Below are 19,930 nucleotides of genomic sequence, written 5' to 3' on the forward strand. Positions count from 1 at the left end.
AATTAGAACAATAGCACCAAAATTATGATTGCTGAGATAAAAGTATCCATAATATCCTCTCTAATTTTGATTTTTAAAATAATTAATAGCATTTTATTTATAAACAGAATTGAGATGAGAAAAAAATTACTGTACTATGTCTTGATAGTCATTAGTATTTTAACCCATGTAAATGCCATTGCACAAGACAGAATGATAACAGGAAGAGTCGTAGATTCGGCAGAATCAACCATTCCTGGGGTAAGTATCACGGTGAAAAATAAGAAGACGGCAGCGATTACAGATGCCAAAGGAGAATTCAAAATAAAGGCTGCGACGGGAGATGTTTTAGTGTTTAGTTCTATTGGTTATACTAAATTAGAAATGCCCGTAAGTACTGCTACAACAATGAATATTGTAATGGCGGTAAACAATACAGCTTTAGATGAAGTAGTGGTAGTTGGTTATGGAACGTCTCGTAAAAAAGACTTGACTGGAGCCGTTACAACGATTACAGCAAAAGATTTTCAGACTGGAGCAATCACTACGCCAGAGCAATTGATTGCTGGAAAAGTGCCGGGTGTTTCAATCATTTCAAACAGCGGTCAGCCGGGTGCGGGAAGTACGATTCGTATTCGTGGTGGTTCTTCATTAAGTGCCAGTAATAATCCATTGTTTGTAATTGATGGTGTGCCTTTGGAAGGCGAAGGCGGAATTGCTGGTGCGTCAAATCCATTGAGTTTTATCAATCCAAACGATATTGAAACTTTTACGGTGTTGAAAGATGCGTCTGCATCGGCGATTTATGGAACAAGAGCTTCCAACGGAGTAATCATCATCACGACTAAAAAAGGGAAAAGTGGAGCGATGCGAGTGAATTTTTCTTCGACAAATTCTACTTCTAGTATTACTAAACAAGTAGGTGTTTTGAGTGCTGACGAATTCCGTGCGATTGTCAACGAAAAAGGAACGGCAGCTCAAAAAATGATGCTTGGAAAAGCCAATACAAATTGGCAAGATGTAATTTATCAAACAGCATTTATGACCGACAATAACTTAAGTGTTGGCGGAGAAGTGGCTAAATTGCCTTATCGTATTTCATTAGGATTTCAGAATCAAACAGGGGTTTTGAAAACGGATAAATTGCAAAGAACGTCTTTAGCCATTGCTTTGAATCCTACTTTTTTTGAAAACCATTTAAAGGTAGATATTAGCTTGAAAGGAAGTATGCAAAAAGCAAGATTTGCTTCTTTGGGGGCAATTGGTGCAGCAATTAGTTTCGACCCAACGCAACCAGTTTATGCGACTGAAAATCCACAAAGATTTGGTGGTTACTTCGAATGGTTAGACAGAGCAAGTGCTACAGGATTGGTAAATTTAGCGGGAAGAAATCCATTAGGACAATTAGAACAACGTTTTGATGAAAGTACGCCACAAAGAAGTATCGGAAATATTCAGTTCGATTATAAATTTCATTTCTTACCTGAATTGAGAGCTAATTTGAACATTGGTTATGACGTATCGAAAGGTGCAGGAACGGTTTATGTTTCAGATAGTGCGGCGATTGGCTATGTAGCTGGTGGCGTTGGTGGAACGAACAATACATACAAACAGACAAAACAAAATACGCTTTTAGAGTTTTACCTGAATTATGCCAAAGAATTGAAAGACATTAAAAGTAAGTTTGATGTAATGGCGGGTTACTCTTTCAATAATTACAAAACCACTAATTATAATTACGCAAGCTACAATGCGGCTGGTACGAAGTATCCAAATACCGACCCCGCTTTTCCTTTCGATAAGCCCGAAAATACCTTGATTTCATTCTTTGGTCGTGCGAATTACTCTTTGAATGACCGCTACTTTTTAACAGCAACACTTCGTCGTGATGGTTCTTCTCGTTTTGCTCCTGCTAACAGATGGGGACTTTTCCCATCTATCGCTTTAGCTTGGAACATCAAAGACGAAACTTTCCTAGCGAAAAGTAAAGTAATTTCTGCCCTTAAACTTCGTACAAGTTATGGTGTTACTGGTCAACAAGATGGTATTGGGAACTATGATTATTACTCATATTTTGCATTGAGTTCAGCCAATGCTTCCTATCAATTTGGAGATACTTTCTATCAGGGTTATCGTCCGGGTGGTTTTTATAGCAATCGTAAATGGGAAGAAACAGCATCAAAAAACATTGCTTTAGACTACGGTTTCTTTGATAACAGAGTAAAAGGTAGCATTGATTTTTATGTAAAAAATACCAAAGATTTATTGAATAATATTCCTCAACCAGCGGGAGCAAACTTTACTGCATTTATCGTTGCAAACGTTGGTTCGATGGAAAATAAAGGAGTTGAATTTAATATCGGAACGCAAATTATCAGAACCAATAATTTGACTTGGAACTTAGATTTCAACGCTACTTATAATAAAAATACGATTACCAACTTAACGGTAATTCCTCAAGATAAAAATTATCCTGGCTTCCCTTCTGGCGGAATTGCTGGTGGAATTGGCGGACAATTCGCTTTTATCAATTCGGTTGGATTCAGCAGAAATACTTTCAATTTATACAAACAAGTATATAACGAAGCTGGAAAACCAGTAGAAGGCGTTTTTGTTGACCAAAATGGCGATGGCATTATCAACCAAGATGACCTTTACAAAGGCAAAAGTTCTATCCCAAAAGTATTCTTGGGTTTGAGTAGCTCAGTGAATTACAAGAAATGGAATTTAGGTTTTGTGATGCGTGCTTCTTTTGATAATTATGTGTACAACAACAACTTTAGTCAAAGTGGTGTTTTGAGCCAAATAACTGGGAATAGTGTACTTTATAATGCTTCAACCAATTATTTAGAAACGCAATTTAAAGGAAGTAGCCAACAATTATTGAGCGATTATTATATTCAAAATGCTTCGTTTGTAAGAATGGATAATGCGAACCTTAGTTATGATTTGGGTAAATTCTTGAAAAATAGTAATGCCAATTTACGTATCAACGCCAGTGTGCAGAATGTTTTCGTGATTACAAAATACAAAGGTTTAGACCCAGAAGTAGTTTCTGGAATTGATAATAATTTGTATCCACGTCCACGTACCATTGCTTTAGGATTGAATCTTGATTTTTAATAAAAATTCAACAGGAAAATGAAATTAAACTATATAAAAATAGCCGTAGCAAGTGTAATTGTCTTAATGACGAATGCTTGTACAGATAAATTAGATTTATTACCAACCAACGATATTACTGCCGAAACGGTGTATAAAACGCCACTGGGCTACAAACAAGCTTTAGCAAAAGTATATTCAGCTTTCGCTTTGACAGGTAATACAGGCGGAACGGGCAGTCCAGATATTCCCTCACAAATTATTTCAGATGAAGGAAACTCAGATTTCTTGAGATTGTACTGGAATTTACAAGAATTAACTACTGACGAAGCGTCTTGGACTTGGCAAAATGATGCTGGCGTAAAAGGCTTAAAAGAAATGAGTTGGTCGGCGATAAATCCCATTATAAACGGAATTTATTATCGTGCTTTCTTCCAAATTACACTTTGTAACGATTTTATTCGTCAGTCATCAGACGAAAATCTAAGCAAAAGAGGGATTTCAGGAACGGATGCCGAAAACATCAGAAAGTACCGAGCAGAAGCAAGGTTTATCCGTGCGTACCAATATTGGGTTTTGATGGATTTATTTGGAAACCCGCCTTTTGTTACTGAAAACGATGCGATTGGAGCGACTTTGCCAAAACAAATTCAGCGAAAAGATTTATTTACTTATATCGAAACGGAATTAAAAGCGATTGAAAACGATTTAATTGCACAGGGACAAAACGAATATCCACGTGCTGAAAAACCAGCAGCTTGGGCATTGTTGGCTCGTTTGTATCTGAACGCTGAGGTTTATACGGGAACGGCAAAATATACAGATGCCATTACCTATGTCAACAAAATAAAATCGGCTTCTTTTTCATTGCATCCAAATTATCGTGAATTGACTTTGGCAGATAATCATTTGAATAAAACTGAAAATATTTTCATGATTGCCTACGATGCTACACACACGCAAAACTGGGGCGGAACTACTTATTTAACGCATGGACCAGCGGCTGTGCCGGGAGATATTTCAGGAACAAGTGGAAACTGGGGTGGATTGCGCCACACCAATAATTTTGTGGATTTATTCAGTGATGCTTCTGGTAATACTGACCAAAGAGCGCAGTTTTATACCGTAGGTCAAAACCGATTGATGGCAGAATTATACACAGGAACAGACGGTTATTCGTCAACTAAGTACAGAAACAAAACTCGCACAGGAGCAAAAGCACCAAATGCCGACCCATCAGGCAACTGGACCGATATTGATTTTCCATTATTCAGATTGGGCGAAATCAATTTGATTTATGCCGAAGCAGTATTGAGAGGTGGAACTGGTGGCGATTTAGCAACGGCTCTTACTTATATCAACCAATTGCGTACAAGAGCTTATGGTGGCAAAACCACAGGAAATATCACAGCATCGCAATTAACACTTGATTTTATCTTGGATGAAAGAGGTAGAGAATTATACTATGAAGCTCATCGCAGAACAGATTTAATTCGCTACAAAAAATTCACAACCAATGCTTATTTGTGGGTTTGGAAAGGTGGTATCGCCAACGGTAGAGCTGTTGAAGATAAGTATAATCTTTTCCCGATACCTTCAAATGATTTATCGTCGAATCCGAATTTGGTGCAAAATCAAGGGTATTAGTTTTATTAATTTGAAAATTTGAGAATTTGAAGATTTAAAAATGTTAAAGTTTGGATTTAAGAATTTGGTGAACTATCCCTCATTTTCAAATTACCAAATTCTCCCAAACATACTATCATGAAAAATATATTTAAAATACTTTTATTGTGCCTCGTAAGCATTGGTATTTTTTCTTGTGAAAACGATGAAATCAAAACTGTGATGAGTAGCAAAGGCGAAGCACCAGCATTGACTGCTTCTAAAACAAGTTATGTACTTACGGCAACCACAGCCAACGATACGACTGTCGCATTTACTTGGAATCGTTCAAATTATGGGTTTCAAGCTGCTGTAAGATATACTTTGCAAATCGCCAAAGCTGGAACTAGCTTTGCAGCACCCAAAGAAATCAGTTTGGGAAATACTGTCCAGTTTAAATATACCACTGCTGATTTTAACCAATTGGCAATTATTTTAGGATTAAAACCCAATGCTGTTGGTCAGTTAGAAGTAAGAGTAAAATCTAACATTGCTGATGCAGTGGCGGATATTTATTCTAATGTTTTATCCGTTTCAGTTACGCCATATATTGTTGTCATAAATTATCCTTCGCTTTGGGTAGCGGGCGATTTTCAAGGTTGGAATCCTGTTACAGCTCCAAAAATTTCTTCAAGAAATTCCAACGGAATTTATGAAGGCTATGTAAATATTGTAGGCGGAACACGTCAGTTTAAATACACTAGTCAGCCAGATTGGAATGGAACAAGCTATGGCTGGGCAAGTAGCACCACCACAGGAAGTGACGTAACGGGTACTTTTAGTAGTTCAGGCGGGAATTTATTTGTGCCAGAAGATGGCTATTATTTATTAAAAGGAAATACCAACAGTAATACTTGGAGTGCTACCAAAACTACTTGGGGAATCATCGGAGATGCAACTGCAAACGGTTGGAATGGAGATGTCCCAATGGTTTATGATGCCACCAAAAATGTTTGGAAAGTAACAACAACCTTGAAAGCTGGCGCATTAAAATTCAGAGCTAATGGTGCTTGGGGACTTAATTTGGGAGATACTGGTGCAGATTTATCTTTAGAATACGACGGTGATAACATTACAATTCCAGCTAATTTAGCAGGAACACATACCATTACTTTAGATTTAAAAGCAGGGAATTATACTTACACAATTGAATAAATATGAACAAAATCATCAATTTTATTGCCTTTTCGCTTTTGTTATTGTCTTGTAGCAATACTCCAGAAGTAGTTAAACCAGTGATTGAACCACCAGTTTCTAAATTTGCCAAGGGTGCAGACATCAGTTGGATAACTGAAATGGAAGCTGCTGGACGAAAATTCTATGATAAATCGGGCAAAGAAACAGAATGTTTTGCCTTAATGAAAGCTTTAGGCATGAACTCAATTCGTTTAAGAGTTTGGGTAAATCCTTCGCCTGCTTATAATAATACTGCCGACGTAGTCGTGAAAGCCTTGCGTGCTAAAAGCTTAGGGTTCAGAATCATGATTGATTTTCATTATAGCGATAATTGGGCTGATCCGGGCAAGCAAACTAAGCCTGCTGCTTGGAATAGCTTGGATTTAGCAGGATTAAAATCAGCGATTGGAACGCATACAAGCGAAGTTTTAGCTGAACTCAAGAAAAATGGTGTCACGCCTGAATGGGTTCAAGTTGGCAACGAAACCAACGATGGAATGCTTTGGCCAACAGGAAGAGCGTCAACAAATATGAGCAATTTTGCCCAAATGATTAACGCTGGCTATGATGCCGTAAAATCTGTTTTCCCAACAGCAAAAGTAATTGTTCATATTTCTAATGGCTATGATAATCAGTTGTTTAGATGGATGTTCGATGGACTAAAAGCTAACGGAGCAAAGTATGATGTAATCGGAATGTCGTTATATCCAACTTACGCTCCAGACTTTGCCACTGGCGGTTGGGCGAAAGTAAATCAGCAATGTCTAACGAATATGAATGACATGGTGACTCGCTACAACAAAGAAGTAATGATTGTAGAAGTAGGTATGCCGTGGGACAGTGCCGCAGATTGTAAATTGTTTATCAGTGACATTATCACTAAAACCAAATCAATCAGCAATGAAAAAGGCTTGGGAGTATTGTATTGGGAACCTCAAGCTTATAATTGGGTTGGCTATACTTTGGGAGCATTCGATAATTCAGGGAAACCGACTGTGGCGATGGATGCTTTCTTGCCCTAATTGAAAATGTTTTTTTGGTTGAAAATCATTTTTGAAAATCGTGAATGAGTATGCTGAATACTTGTTCGCTTAAATTTCCTCTGAGTATTCAGAGGAAATTTTTTTAACGATTTCTTACTTTTAAATAATTATGCAAAAACATAAATGTACTTTTTTAACAGGATTCTTCCTGTTATGCTTGTCCTCCTTTTTATCGTTTTCACAAGTAACACAAAGGCAAAGAATTAATTTTGATAACGATTGGAAATTTCATTTTGGACATACTTCAAATCCTGAAAAAGACTTTAATTACAGCATTACAAAGGCTTTTGTAAAATCAGGTATTGCTGAAAATTCTGCGATTGAGCCTCGTTTTAAAGATGAGAAATGGGAAAAAGTAAATCTTCCACATGATTGGTTGGTTGATTTACCTTTTGTAAAATCAGAAGATTTGAATGTTGAGGCACATGGGTTTAAACCTGTGGGCGGTTTATTTCCCGAAACTTCGGTGGGTTGGTACAGAAAGCATTTCAATGTAGCTCCTGCTGATTCTGGTAGTCGTTTCCAAATTCAATTTGATGGTATTTTCAGAGATGCCAACATTTGGATAAATGGTTTTTATTTAGGAAATAACAAAAGTGGATACTTGGGTGTCGCTTATGATATTACTGATTTTATCAATTTCAAAGATGAAAATGTCATTGTTGTTCGGGCGGATGCTTCGCAGTATGAAGGTTGGTTTTATGAAGGTGCAGGCATTTATCGCCATGTATGGTTGAATAAATATTCAAATTTGCACATCAATACAGATGGAATTTTTGCTCATGCGAAAATTCAAGACAATAAAGCGACAATCAATATTGAAACTTCTGTCAGCAATGAAAATTTTGCCTCTGCCAATTATACACTTACTTCGTATTTGCTTGATAGAACGGGTAAAATCGTAGGAAAATCTGCTGAACAGGCTCTCAGTCAAAATGCTTTAGAAGAAAAAACGACCAAACAGAGTTTCATTGTCAATAATCCAAGACTTTGGAATTTGGAAGACCCGTACTTGTATAAAGTCTTGGTTGAATTGAAATCAAACGGTCAAATCATTGATAAACAGAGTTTTAAATTTGGTATCAGAGCGATTGAAATAAAAAATAATGGTGTTTTCTTGAATGGAAAATATGTGAAAATTTTGGGAACAAATAATCACCAAGACCATGCGGGCTTGGGAAGTGCTTTGCCTGATTATTTACAATATTACCGAATCAGTTTATTGAAAAACATGGGTTCAAATGCTTACCGAACCAGTCACCACGCCCCAACGCCTGAATTATTGTCGGCTTGCGACAGTCTGGGAATGTTGGTGATGGACGAACAGCGTTTACTCAACAGCGGAACGGAATACATCAATCAATTTGAACGCCTTATTAAACGTGACCGAAACCATGCTTCCATTTTTATGTGGAGTATCGGAAACGAAGAAGGAGGCATTCAAACCAATACTTTTGGTAAAAGAATCGCTCTGACGCTTATCGAAAAACAAAAGCAATTAGACCCTACTCGTACTTGTACTTATGCCGCCGATTTAGCCAATGTATTTCATGGCGTAAATGAAGTAATTCCTGTAAGAGGTTTCAATTATCGTCAATTTGGCGTAGCCGATTATCATAAAGAACATCCGAATCAACCCATTATCGGAACAGAAATGGGAAGTACTTTAACGACCAGAGGAATTTATGAAAAAGATACCATCAGAGCTTACGTGCCAGACCAAGATATTACTGCTCCGTGGTGGGCAAGTACGGCAGAAGAATGGTGGAAATTGGCAGCTACGAATGATTTTTGGTTAGGCGGTTTTATCTGGACAGGCTTCGATTATCGTGGTGAACCAACGCCTTATCGTTGGCCCAATATCAATTCACATTTTGGCGTAATGGACGTTTGTGGTTTTCCTAAAAACATTTATTATTATTATCAAAGTTGGTGGACTGACAAAGATATACTTCACATCAGTCCGCACTGGAATTGGCAAGGAAAAGAAGGTCAGCCGATTGATGTTTGGGTAAACAGCAATGCCGATGACGTAGAATTATTCTTGAATGGCAAAAGTTTAGGCAAAAAAGAAATGCCAAGAAACGGACATTTGCAATGGGCTGTAAATTACCAAGCAGGAAAATTAGAAGCCATAGCTTATAAAAAAGGAAGAACATTGACGGCAAAAGTTGAGACAACTTCAAACCCCGTAGAAGTAGTCGTTACGCCCTATAAAACCACTACTTTGGCGGATGGAAATGATGTAAGTATTATCAATATCAGTGTGATAGATAAAGATGGGAGGGAAGTACCCAATGCGGATAATTTGATTAAATTTTCAATCAAAGGAGATGCAAAAATTATCGGCGTTGGCAATGGCGACCCAAGTAGCCATGAACCCGATAAATGTGTGGACGGTGCTTGGCAAAGAGCTTTATTCAATGGAAAATGCCAAGTAATTGTGCAGGCAGGCACAAAACCAGATTTGATAAAATTTGAAGCTACCGCCGCAGGACTTTATGCAGGTTCGACGGATATTATGACGATTGCTCCAGAAAATACGACTAAAATTACGATTGATAAAAGCTATGAATTGAAAGGAGAAGCCGCAAAAGCTCGTCCTGTCGATAAAATGATGGGAGCAGACATTTCATTTTTGCCAGAATTAGAAGCAAAAAACATTAAATTTTCTGATAAAGGAATTGAGAAAGATGCCATTCAGATTTTGAAAGAACATGGTTTCAATTACGTTCGTTTACGTATTTTTCATAATCCTGCCGATGTAGAGGGATACTCACCACAAAAAGGTTTTTGTGATTTGGAGCAAACCAAAAAAATGGCAAAAAGGGTAAAAGAAGCAGGCTTGAAACTCTTGCTCGATTTCCATTACAGCGATACTTGGGCAGACCCCGGCAAGCAGTATAAGCCCAAAGCTTGGTCAGGTTTAGCCTTCACAGATTTGAAAAAATCTTTGTTTGAATATACTCAACAAGTAATGCAAGCCTTGAAAAACCAAGGCACTACGCCAGATATGGTGCAGATTGGTAACGAAATCAATCATGGTATCGTTTGGCCAGATGGCAATGTGAAAAATATGGATGAATTAGCACAATTATTAAATGCAGGAACTGCCGCCGTAAAATCTGTTGACCCAACAGTAAGCATGATGTTGCACTTAGCTTTAGGCGGACAAAATCATGAATCCGTGAATTTTATTGATGCGATGTTGGCAAGAGGCGTACATTTTGACGTAATTGGTGAATCTTATTATCCAAAATGGCACGGAACAACGGACGATTTAAGAGATAATCTCAGTAATCTTATTCAGCGTTATAACAAAGATGTAATCGTAGTAGAATACTCTCAGCTAAAAGAAGACGTGAATACCATTGCTTTCAATTTACCCAATGGCAAAGGAAAAGGCACTTGTATTTGGGAACCGCTCAGTACTTGGGAAGCTTTCTTTGAAAAAGATGGGAAATCGAACAAATTTCTCGGCATTTACGATGAACCTTCTAAGCAGTTTTTAGTGAAATAAACTTAAAACCTAACCACCAATTATAATTTGAAATTAAAAGCTCTTGAATGTTTTGGGAATAAATCCTAAAATATTCAAAGAGCTTTTTGTATTTACTCTGAATAATTTCCTCGCTTTTTCTTTTTCCAAGGTTTTAGCGTGAATTCTAAATCTAGTCCAGCGACATGATTGGTTCTTAGCTGTTTATGAGAATAATCGGGTTGCCACAAATAGTATAAATTTACTTTAAAACCTTTTCTTACTTCATATTTAAAGCCCGCTGAATTTCTAAATCTATCAAAAGCCAAACTATTATCAAGCTCAACAAAAGGTTCTGTAAAAGCATAAACATCAAATCTTCGAGTAAGTTTATACTTTCCATAAAACCTTGTTCTTAAAAAGGCATCCGTATCCGATTGCTCGTCGTCGTCAACAAAATATTGTTGCTGATATTGCACCATTGGTCTTATCGCAAACTTAAATCTGCCTATTTCTTTTTGCGCTTCGATGCCTAAAGCATAACGATGATAAGTGCCTTTATCGACCATAGCAAGGCGATAACTACTTTGAATTTCGAAACTATTGCTAATGCGTTTGTCAATTTCGCCAAACAAATACGAACCTTGAAAATTACTGGCATCTTGATTATAACGAAGACGATACTTTCCTGTAATTGACCAATTATGAGTTAAATCAAGCTTAAGTGAAGCACTGTACCAAGCTTGAAAATCATTATAATCTTTTGTGCTTTGTGCCTTTGTTATTGAAGTTATCAAGAAAAAGCAAAGGATATAAATATGTATTTTTTTCATGGTTTGTTTAGTCAAAATAGTAAATAATCATACGTGTAGCATCTCTTAAAAAATCAATAGATTCAATCTCTACTCTTTGTACTTTCAAGCCTGTACGATTTTGTAAATCTTCCAAAAGTTCTTGACGTTTGTCAATATGAATCAGTTCGATGCGCTCATAAATGATAGCCTTTGAATGCTCTTTTTTAACTAGCCATTTACTTTCTAAAATACTGGTCATGATTAACAGAATGGCGTTCAAAGCCGTCAATTCATCCCAACCGCCTTTGCTCACCGCCGAAAGTAAACCAATGGCAATTACCAAAAAAAGGTAAGTCATATCACGAGTAGAAATGCTTTCTGTTCGGTAACGGAGCATCGAAAATACTGCAAACAAACCAAAGGCTGCACCCATCGACATTTCTACATTATTCAACAAATTGGTAATGAGAAAAATGGTGATATTAAAGGTGAAAAAAGTAAAAAATTGCTCTGTTTTATGATAGGTTCTGTAATAAATAAAACGGACTAAAATAGTAGTAGCTATCAAATCAATGCACAATCGTAGAAAAAATTTAGGTGATAATTTATCTAATAACTCAAATCCTGCTCCTTGAATATTCTGTAAAGTATCGGTACTAGATATGTCTTGCAAAAGCATCATGTTGTCTTATTAATTTAGTGATTTTTAGTAAATGTGGTTTGAAATGGTTGTACTTTACGCCTTCGAATAAACTGATAATTCCGAAGCAATATTTGCTAATTGAGCCTTTCCGAATATGGTATTTTTTCATAATATCAATGAAATTGGAAGCGCCCATTTCTTCTTGTTTTACTTCAGCAATAACAATTTGCGGATAGCCTTTTTCATTATCAGAACTCTTAAAATTGAGTTCCAAATCTATCGTGAGGCGTTCTAAATTATGTTTGCTTACCAAAGTAATTCGCTTGTAAAAAACCCAAAGTACTCCTTTCAAATCGTCAGGATGGAAAGGACTGTGTTGTTCCAGAAAATCTCTTTCGTCGGCTTTGATAAATGGCTTATCGAACTCGTGTGTTTTAATTCTTTTCTTGAGTGTTCTGCCTTTATTGTTCTTAAATTTCACTTCAAAAAACTGCAAATCCGATCCAACGTAGTTTCGAGTACGTACTTTGTAGCGATTTAAAAATCCAGCCTGATGTTGATGATAGAGGCTAAGTTGGGTATCTTCATCAAAATACTGAGTTTCATAAGGACAAATCCGCTCCTTATTAATTTCAACTACTTTGTAGTGTTCACGAGCTTCATTTAGAACGATTGGAAATAGCCAAAGAGGAATCAGAAATTTAACATCTACTCTGTCCATGAGTTTTACTTTGTCCATTTCAGCCAAAGAAATGGCGTCGAACGTCTGTATTTCCTTCGAGATAGTTTCCAGAAAACGACTAATTTCCATAGATGTATTTCTTGATTTGGATGGTTTTTCCTTGTGCGTCTAGGGTTTTTCTTTCAGTTCTGAAACCTTTACCATCAATGGTGTAGATGTACTTACTTTCTAATACATTCAAATCATTGTATTTCCATTCTTCTTTTTTCTCGCCATTTACATCGTACTTATAAACTTCTCGGCTAAGTTGTTTGCTGTTGGCATCTTGCAGAATTTCTTCTACTTTATCTTTTTCTGAATTGTACTTACTGAAGATTTTGTTCTGAATATTCCCCTTTTTATCAAAATTTACTTCTTCAATTACATTGCCATTATCGTCTAATTTCTTTTGAACATCATAACGTTTAGTTTCTTTACCTCCGTTGAAGTCGGTAATAATTTCGGTGATAGATTTTACTCTGTATTTTTTTAAGTCTTTTTTGTTTTGTCCTAATAGCTGAAAACTAAAAAAAATACATAAAAATGCCATTGTGTTTTTCATATTGGTATAATTATTTAGTGGGTAAAAAAATTAATGTAATGGAAATTCTTTAACATAGACCTTGTATTTGGCATAATAGGTTGCATCAGTTGCGAAATATCTCATTGAATAATCTGTGTTGTGGGGAGGAATTGGATATGATTTGAGGTTCTGTTTAACATAAGTATAATTATACCATAAAAAAGCAGTTAAACTTTTGCGTATAGATTTTATCAAAAAAAATCCTGCCACCGAATATTTTGAATTCAGCGACAGGATAAAAAATTAGTGTATTTAAAAGTTAAAACCTCTTCATCACTTTTACCAATTGCTTAGTAATTACTTCATAACCTTTGTCGGATGGATGCAAGCCATCATAAGTCATATTGATAGATTCTAATGGATATGGATATTCATCAGTGGCTGCATTGAAAGGAACATCAACGAAAGCTGGATAAGTATAATTTTTGTATTCGCCAGTGAGGGTGTCTTTTAAACGTTTAAAATAGACAAGTTTTTCAACTTTCAGTTTTTTCTGATTGTATAAATCAACCACTTTGATTTTTTCGTACTTACCGATGGCTTTAATCGCTTCTGCAAACTGTGATAAAAGTTGACCCTTTTTCTCTCTGTAAGAACCATAAGCATTGTTTTTAGGATTGGCGATATAAACAAAATCAGCTCTTTGCATCGGCGTAATCAAAACAATTTTTGCTTCCGGATTCAACGCCCTAATTTTATTAATAATGATGCGAAAAGCACCATGAGCTGTCGTGCTTCCTGTATTATTTTGATAGTCAGCAAAAGTGCCTAGCGGTTTTCCGCCCCACCAATCATTCGTTCCCAAAAAAATAGAATACACATCTGCTTTCACAAGTCCGAGATTTTCAATTTGCTCCGCAATGCGTACAGAAGTCCAACCATTATGTCCTTGATTAATGTATTCAAATTGAGGTAATTTTTCAACAACACCTGTCATATAACCTTTTGTAATTCTATTGCCAGTTTCTTTAGGATGGTCGTTCAGATAAGTAATAGAGTCCCCTATTGCTACCCAAGTGATTTTCTTTGGAGCAAAAGAAGTTAATAGTCTAATCAAGACTAAGAGTAATATTTTTTGTTTCATCGTAAATAGTGTTTTTGTGCTACAGATGGTAAAAGAATCTTTGCTTGAAATTATACTTGGCATAATAATTTTCCAAATAGAAACATTTTTCAATGATTTTTATCGTTGGCGATTTAGTGATTTTTAATTACTATTACATTTTAAATATTCTTTAAAAAACATTACCATTATAAACTTAATTAACATGAAAAATAAAATCTTATTAGGAATTGTCATTGTATTGGGCTTAATCCAATTTATTCGCCCAGAAAGAAATCTTTCAGACGATCAAACCTACGATATTTCCACTAAATATGTGGTAACGGGCGAAGTAAAAGAAATTCTGAAAGTAGCTTGTAACGATTGCCACAGTAACAAAACCGAATATCCTTGGTACGCCAATGTTCAGCCTGTGGCTTCGTGGTTGGCACATCATGTAGAAGAAGGAAAAGATGAATTGAATTTATCTACTTTTACGAAATTACCGATTGCCGTTCAAAACCATAAATTAGAAGAGACCATCGAAATGGTAAAAGAAGGCGAAATGCCTTTAGCTTCTTACACCTATTTGGGTTTACACAAAGAAGCAAACTTGACCGAAAATCAAAAGAAAGTATTAATAGATTGGGCAAAAGCTCAAATGGATACTTTAAAAGCCAATTATCCTGCAGATAGTTTGATTTTGAAAAGAAGAAAAAAACCTGAATGAACAGTAACACGAGTTTTCAACTCGTAAAAATTCGTTTTCGTTGATATTACAAAGCTTTACATTGAAATTAATAAATCTACTTACACATTCCCTCAAATATTCTATGCAACACATCACCGTTTCTGAATCATTCAAAAAAATGACTGTTAAGGCAATTTTGTCCATTTGCCTATTTATTGTTACTTATCTAGCCTTGATGATTTTGGCTCTAATCTTTACTTTTATTAGTGCTTATGCAGGGATTGCTATAATCGTTTATAAACCTACCTTTTTTACGCTTTTGGTAGGAGTCGGTTTGGTTGCGATGGGAATTTTGATTCTCTTCTTCTTGGCAAAATTTATTTTTAAAAAGAACGTTGTTGACCGCTCTCATCTTATTGAAATCACAGCTGAACAAGAGCCTAAACTTTTTGCTTTTATTCATAAAATAGTGGATGAAGTAAAGACAGATTTCCCTAAAAAGATTTATTTATCTTCTGATGTCAATGCTTCAGTATTCTATGATTCAAGTTTCTTGAGCATGTTCTTACCAATTAAGAAAAACTTGCAAATTGGAGTTGGTCTGGTTAACTCAGTTTCTGTAAGTGAATTTGAGGCGATTTTAGCACATGAGTTTGGGCATTTTTCGCAAAGGTCTATGAAAGTTGGAAGCTATGTGTATAATGTAAATCAAATTATTTATAATCTACTTTACGAGAACGATTCTTTTGAATCTAAAGCGAGCAGTATCGCAAATGTGCATAGTTACTTGGCTTTTTTTGTAGCCATTGCTTTAAGAATTATCAAAGGAATTCAATGGATACTTCAAAAGATTTATGAAATTGTGAATTTGAGTTACATGAGCTTATCAAGAGAAATGGAATTTCATGCAGATGAAGTAGCTGCAAATGTGGCAGGTTCTGAGCCTTTAATTACTTCGTTGTTACGATTAGATTTAGCAGACCAATCCTATAATGCTGTTATCAATTATTATAGTGAAAAAATTGGAGAAGCAGTAAAACCTTCAAATATTTATCCTCAGCATCAATTTGTCATGAATTTTCTGGCGAATGAAAATAAATTACCTAATGTAAATCACCTTCCTCAAGTAAATCTTTCAAATTATAATCGCTACAACAAAACCAAATTGGTGATTACCAATCAATGGGCTTCGCACCCAAATACAGAAGACAGAGTAGCGGCTCTACAAAAATTGAATATTGGTGTTAAGAATAATAAATCCGACAAAGCGATAGTATTATTCAACAATATTGATGTTGTACAAGAGAAAGTAACTGATAATTTATTTTCAAGGGTTGATTACACGACAGAAATAAAAGATGAAAAGACGGAAGAATTTATCGAAGCTTATACTAAAGATTATCGTGCCAATACGTTTGATACCATTTTCAATTGTTATTACGATAATAAAAATCCAGTCTATTTCGAGAAAGATTCATTAGAAAGAGATAAAATTTTAATTTTCAATGACTTATATAGTGATAATGCAATTGACACCGTTTATACTTCCATTGCCGTAGAAAGAGATATTCAAACCATTTCACAGATAAAAAATGGAGATTTGGTGATAAAATCTTTTGACTACGACGGCGTAAAATACTCTCCAAAACAATGTGATGAATTAATTCCTGTTTTAGAAACGGAATTGACTCGTTTGAAGGAAGAAGTCACAGTAAATGATAAAGCAATTTTTCAATATTTTTTACAATTAGCACAAACGCAAAGTTTGGAAACTGAGTACCTCAATCAATACCAAGCTTATGATGAAATAGATAAAAGCTACGATGAGCAATTTGAAATTTATGCAAAAATGATGAATGCTACGGCATTTATTAATTACAATACGCCTTTTGAGGTCATCGAACAAAATATCAATACGATTTATGAATTGGAAAAACCATTTAAGGAACAAATAAGTAAACTCTTAAGCGATGAGAAGTATCAGTCAGTCTTTACAGATGAAATCAGAGAAAATTTGAACAAATATTTATCAGAAGTATTAGTCTATTTTTCAAGACCAACCTATGACGATAATGCACTCAATATTATGATGATGAGTATTCAACAGTATCAATACCTTATCGGACGAAAATTCTTTGAAAGCAAAAAAGAACTTTTAAATTTTATGGTGAAACTTACAAAACAGTAGAACGAATTTCCAACTTGTCAAATAAAAGTGAAGCTTCAATTTTGTGAATGAAGCTTCGCTTTCCCAAATTATATAAAATTCTCCAACAATTATATAAGTCCTTAGCCAATCCTTCACGCTAATTTTGTGTTATCAAAATATGACACAAAAGATGGAAAGTAAAGTAGAAAATCAAACTCAAATCAAAACACTGATTGTTCCCGTTACTGGAATGACTTGTGCCGCTTGTGCGAGTAGTGTTCAAACCATTCTTGATAAACAAAATGGTGTATTGGAATGTGCTGTCAATTTTGCGAATGAATCTGCCAAAATTCAATTTGATACCAGCCTTACTTCTCCAGAGTTTTTGCAAGAAAAATTACAGCAAATCGGCTATGGACTTATTTTAGGAACACCCGAAAAAGCCAAAGAACAGCAGGCAATTCTAAAAGAAAATCAATATCAAAAACTCAAACAAAACCTGATTTGGGCCACCATTCTAACAATTCCTGTGGTAATTATTGGCATGTTTTTCATGGAAATGCCCTACGCCAACTGGATAGAATTGGCACTAACCACGCCAGTTTTACTTTGGTTCGGACGACAATTCTTTGTGAATGCTCTCAAACAAACTCGTGCGGGCACTGCCAATATGGATACTTTGGTGGCTTTGAGTACTGGAATTGCCTTTTTATTTAGTTTATACAATACTCTTTTCCCAGAGTTTTGGCATCATCGAGGTTTGCACGCTCATGTGTATTATGAAGCTGCCGCCGTGGTAATTGTTTTTATCATGTTGGGAAAACTGTTAGAAGAAAACGCCAAATCGAATACTTCTACCGCCATTAAAAAACTGATGGGCTTGCAGCCAAAAACCGTTTGGGTAATTGAAAATGGCGAAGAAAAGCAAATCCCCATTGCCGAAGTACAAGTAAGCGACAGAATTCTGATTCGTCCTGGTGATAGAATACCCGTTGATGGTAAAGTTTTATCAGGAAATTCTTTTGTAGATGAAAGCATGATGAGTGGCGAACCGCTTCCTGTTGAAAAAAGTAAAGGTTCTAAAGTATTTTCTGGCACAGTCAACCAGCAAGGAAGTTTTAAATTTATTGCTGAAAAAGTAGGCGATGAAACTTTTCTGGCTCAGATTATTCAGTTAGTGCAAGAGGCACAAGGAAGTAAAGCACCCGTACAAAAATTAGTCGATAAAATTGCCAGTATTTTTGTGCCAATCGTCATCATTATTGCTGTACTTACATTTATTATTTGGATGATTTTCGGGGGTGAAAATGCTTTGACTCATGCTTTATTAACTTCTGTTTCAGTTTTGGTGATTGCTTGTCCTTGTGCTTTGGGTTTGGCTACGCCTACGGCAATTATGGTTGGTGTTGGCAAAGGAGCTGAAAATGGAATTTTGATAAAAGACGCTGAAAGCTTGGAAATTGCCCATAACGTAAACGCCATTATTTTAGACAAAACGGGTACGATTACGGAAGGGAAACCTTCTGTGAGTGATTTAATTTGGCTGAACAAACCCGAAAACGAGACCTACAAAAGTATTTTATTGTCTTTAGAAAACCTTTCAAGTCATCCTTTGGCAGAAGCTGTTACCCAACATTTAAAAGCCGAAGGCGTAAAATCTTTGACCATCAATACTTTTGAAAATGTGGTTGGAAAAGGTATTCGAGCAAATTTTGATGGAGTAAAATATTTTGTTGGTAGTCCGAAATGGATTGAGAGTTTTGTTTTGGGGATAGATAAACAGACGATTATTTCTTTAGAAAAACAAGGAAAAACGGTTGTGGTTTTTGCCAATGAAAAAGAAATATTAGCGATAATAGCCATCACTGATAAAATTAAAAGTACTTCTAACATTGCCATTCAAGAGTTGCAAGAAGCAGGAATTGAAGTATTTATGCTAACAGGCGATAATATTTTGACGGCTCAAAAAGTAGCAGATGAAGTCGGTATCAAGAATGTGAAAGCGAGTTTGATGCCCAACGAAAAAGCTGAATTTATCAAGCAATTACAAAAAGAAGGAAAAGTAGTAGCGATGGTGGGCGACGGCATCAACGATTCGCAGGCTTTGGCACAAGCCGACATCAGTATTGCGATGGGAAAAGGTTCAGATATTGCGATGGACGTAGCCAAAATGACTTTAATTTCGTCTGATTTATTAAAAATTCCTCAAGCCTTGAAGCTTTCTCGCCAGACGGTTTCAACCATACGTCAGAATTTGTTTTGGGCATTTATCTATAATCTCATCGGAATTCCTTTGGCGGCAGGTTTGTTGTATCCTTTCAATGGCTTTTTGTTAAATCCAATGATTGCAGGAGCTGCGATGGCACTCAGCTCAGTTTCAGTAGTAAGTAATAGTATTCGTTTAAAATATAGACATTAATCAATTGCGAATTAGTGAGTTGTGAATGAGTGTTTTTATTCCCTCATTCACAACTCACTAATTCACACAATCACAATTAAAAATGGAAACATTATCATTCAAAACCAATATCAATTGCAACAATTGCGTAGCAAAAGTAAAACCTTTCTTGAATCAACTTGAAAACATAGAGAATTGGCAAGTGGACATTAATAATGCTGATAAAATTCTCAGCGTTTCTGGAGAAGAAGAACTTAATGCAGAAGAAGTAATCGAAGCCGTACAGAAGGCTGGATTTAGCATTGAGAAACAGTAGTAGATTTTTTCATCTCATCAGAATAAAGTTTTATCCTTAATATTCAACTATTGAGGATAAAGCTTCTTTGTAAACTCGATTTCAGAGAATATTTAAAAACATAAAATAGACTTTTCAGAGAGTCTATTTTTACTTGATAAATATTCTAAA

General features: G+C 35.7%; 14 protein-coding genes. 9 read left to right on the forward strand and 5 right to left on the reverse strand.

The window, feature by feature from the left end; genetic code table 11:
* The first annotated feature begins 114 nt into the window (after nucleotides 1-114).
* The 5 genes from ABID42_RS04195 (at nucleotide 115) to galA (ending at nucleotide 10,485) form a co-directional block, all read left to right on the forward strand.
* Nucleotides 115-3,102, forward strand: coding sequence for a SusC/RagA family TonB-linked outer membrane protein (locus ABID42_RS04195; protein ID WP_367282578.1), 2,988 nt, complete (start codon nucleotides 115-117; stop codon nucleotides 3,100-3,102).
* Nucleotides 3,103-3,120: 18 nt separating this feature from the next.
* Nucleotides 3,121-4,728, forward strand: coding sequence for a RagB/SusD family nutrient uptake outer membrane protein (locus ABID42_RS04200; RefSeq protein WP_367282579.1), 1,608 nt, complete (start codon nucleotides 3,121-3,123; stop codon nucleotides 4,726-4,728).
* Between the two features lie 117 nt (nucleotides 4,729-4,845).
* Nucleotides 4,846-5,901 carry a SusE domain-containing protein gene (locus tag ABID42_RS04205; protein ID WP_367282580.1) on the forward strand — a complete coding sequence of 352 codons (1,056 nt, stop codon included), beginning with the start codon at nucleotides 4,846-4,848 and terminating at the stop codon, nucleotides 5,899-5,901.
* Between the two features lie 2 nt (nucleotides 5,902-5,903).
* Nucleotides 5,904-6,944, forward strand: a complete 1,041-nt coding sequence (locus ABID42_RS04210) for a glycoside hydrolase family 53 protein (protein WP_367282581.1) — start codon at nucleotides 5,904-5,906, stop codon at nucleotides 6,942-6,944.
* Nucleotides 6,945-7,074: 130 nt separating this feature from the next.
* Nucleotides 7,075-10,485 (forward strand): beta-galactosidase GalA, encoded by a 3,411-nt coding sequence (gene galA, locus ABID42_RS04215; protein ID WP_367282582.1) that lies wholly within the window; start codon nucleotides 7,075-7,077, stop codon nucleotides 10,483-10,485.
* Between the two features lie 92 nt (nucleotides 10,486-10,577).
* Here the strand turns inward: galA and ABID42_RS04220 are convergent, their stop codons facing one another.
* From ABID42_RS04220 to ABID42_RS04240, 5 genes are all read right to left on the reverse strand, one after another.
* Nucleotides 10,578-11,276: a DUF2490 domain-containing protein gene (locus ABID42_RS04220; protein ID WP_367282583.1), complete on the reverse strand. Its 699-nt coding sequence runs from the start codon at nucleotides 11,274-11,276 to the stop codon at nucleotides 10,578-10,580.
* A gap of 7 nt (nucleotides 11,277-11,283) precedes the next feature.
* Nucleotides 11,284-11,916: a DUF4956 domain-containing protein gene (locus tag ABID42_RS04225; protein WP_367282682.1), complete on the reverse strand. Its 633-nt coding sequence runs from the start codon at nucleotides 11,914-11,916 to the stop codon at nucleotides 11,284-11,286.
* Entirely contained in the window at nucleotides 11,894-12,691 is a 798-nt protein-coding gene (locus tag ABID42_RS04230) for a polyphosphate polymerase domain-containing protein (RefSeq protein ID WP_367282584.1), read from the reverse strand. The genes ABID42_RS04225 and ABID42_RS04230 overlap by 23 nt, the downstream gene beginning before the upstream one ends.
* Nucleotides 12,681-13,163, reverse strand: coding sequence for a hypothetical protein (locus ABID42_RS04235; RefSeq protein WP_367282585.1), 483 nt, complete (start codon nucleotides 13,161-13,163; stop codon nucleotides 12,681-12,683). The genes ABID42_RS04230 and ABID42_RS04235 overlap by 11 nt, the downstream gene beginning before the upstream one ends.
* Before the next feature lie 280 nt (nucleotides 13,164-13,443).
* Nucleotides 13,444-14,268, reverse strand: coding sequence for an SGNH/GDSL hydrolase family protein (locus ABID42_RS04240; RefSeq protein WP_367282586.1), 825 nt, complete (start codon nucleotides 14,266-14,268; stop codon nucleotides 13,444-13,446).
* Nucleotides 14,269-14,452: 184 nt separating this feature from the next.
* On the opposite strand from ABID42_RS04240, the gene ABID42_RS04245 reads away from it, so the two are divergent.
* The 4 genes from ABID42_RS04245 (at nucleotide 14,453) to ABID42_RS04260 (ending at nucleotide 19,780) form a co-directional block, all read left to right on the forward strand.
* On the forward strand, nucleotides 14,453-14,956 hold the full coding sequence (locus tag ABID42_RS04245; protein ID WP_367282587.1) for a heme-binding domain-containing protein: 504 nt from the start codon (nucleotides 14,453-14,455) through the stop codon (nucleotides 14,954-14,956).
* Nucleotides 14,957-15,059: 103 nt separating this feature from the next.
* The gene (locus tag ABID42_RS04250; RefSeq protein WP_367282588.1) at nucleotides 15,060-17,105 is read left to right on the forward strand and encodes a M48 family metallopeptidase; all 2,046 of its coding nucleotides are present in this window, start codon (nucleotides 15,060-15,062) and stop codon (nucleotides 17,103-17,105) included.
* A 139-nt stretch (nucleotides 17,106-17,244) separates the two neighbouring features.
* Nucleotides 17,245-19,485: a heavy metal translocating P-type ATPase gene (locus ABID42_RS04255; protein ID WP_367282589.1), complete on the forward strand. Its 2,241-nt coding sequence runs from the start codon at nucleotides 17,245-17,247 to the stop codon at nucleotides 19,483-19,485.
* A gap of 82 nt (nucleotides 19,486-19,567) precedes the next feature.
* Nucleotides 19,568-19,780, forward strand: coding sequence for a heavy-metal-associated domain-containing protein (locus tag ABID42_RS04260; protein WP_367282590.1), 213 nt, complete (start codon nucleotides 19,568-19,570; stop codon nucleotides 19,778-19,780).
* Nucleotides 19,781-19,930 lie beyond the last annotated feature (150 nt).

Source organism: Arcicella rosea (assembly GCF_040543805.1).
Lineage (GTDB): Bacteria > Bacteroidota > Bacteroidia > Cytophagales > Spirosomataceae > Arcicella > Arcicella rosea.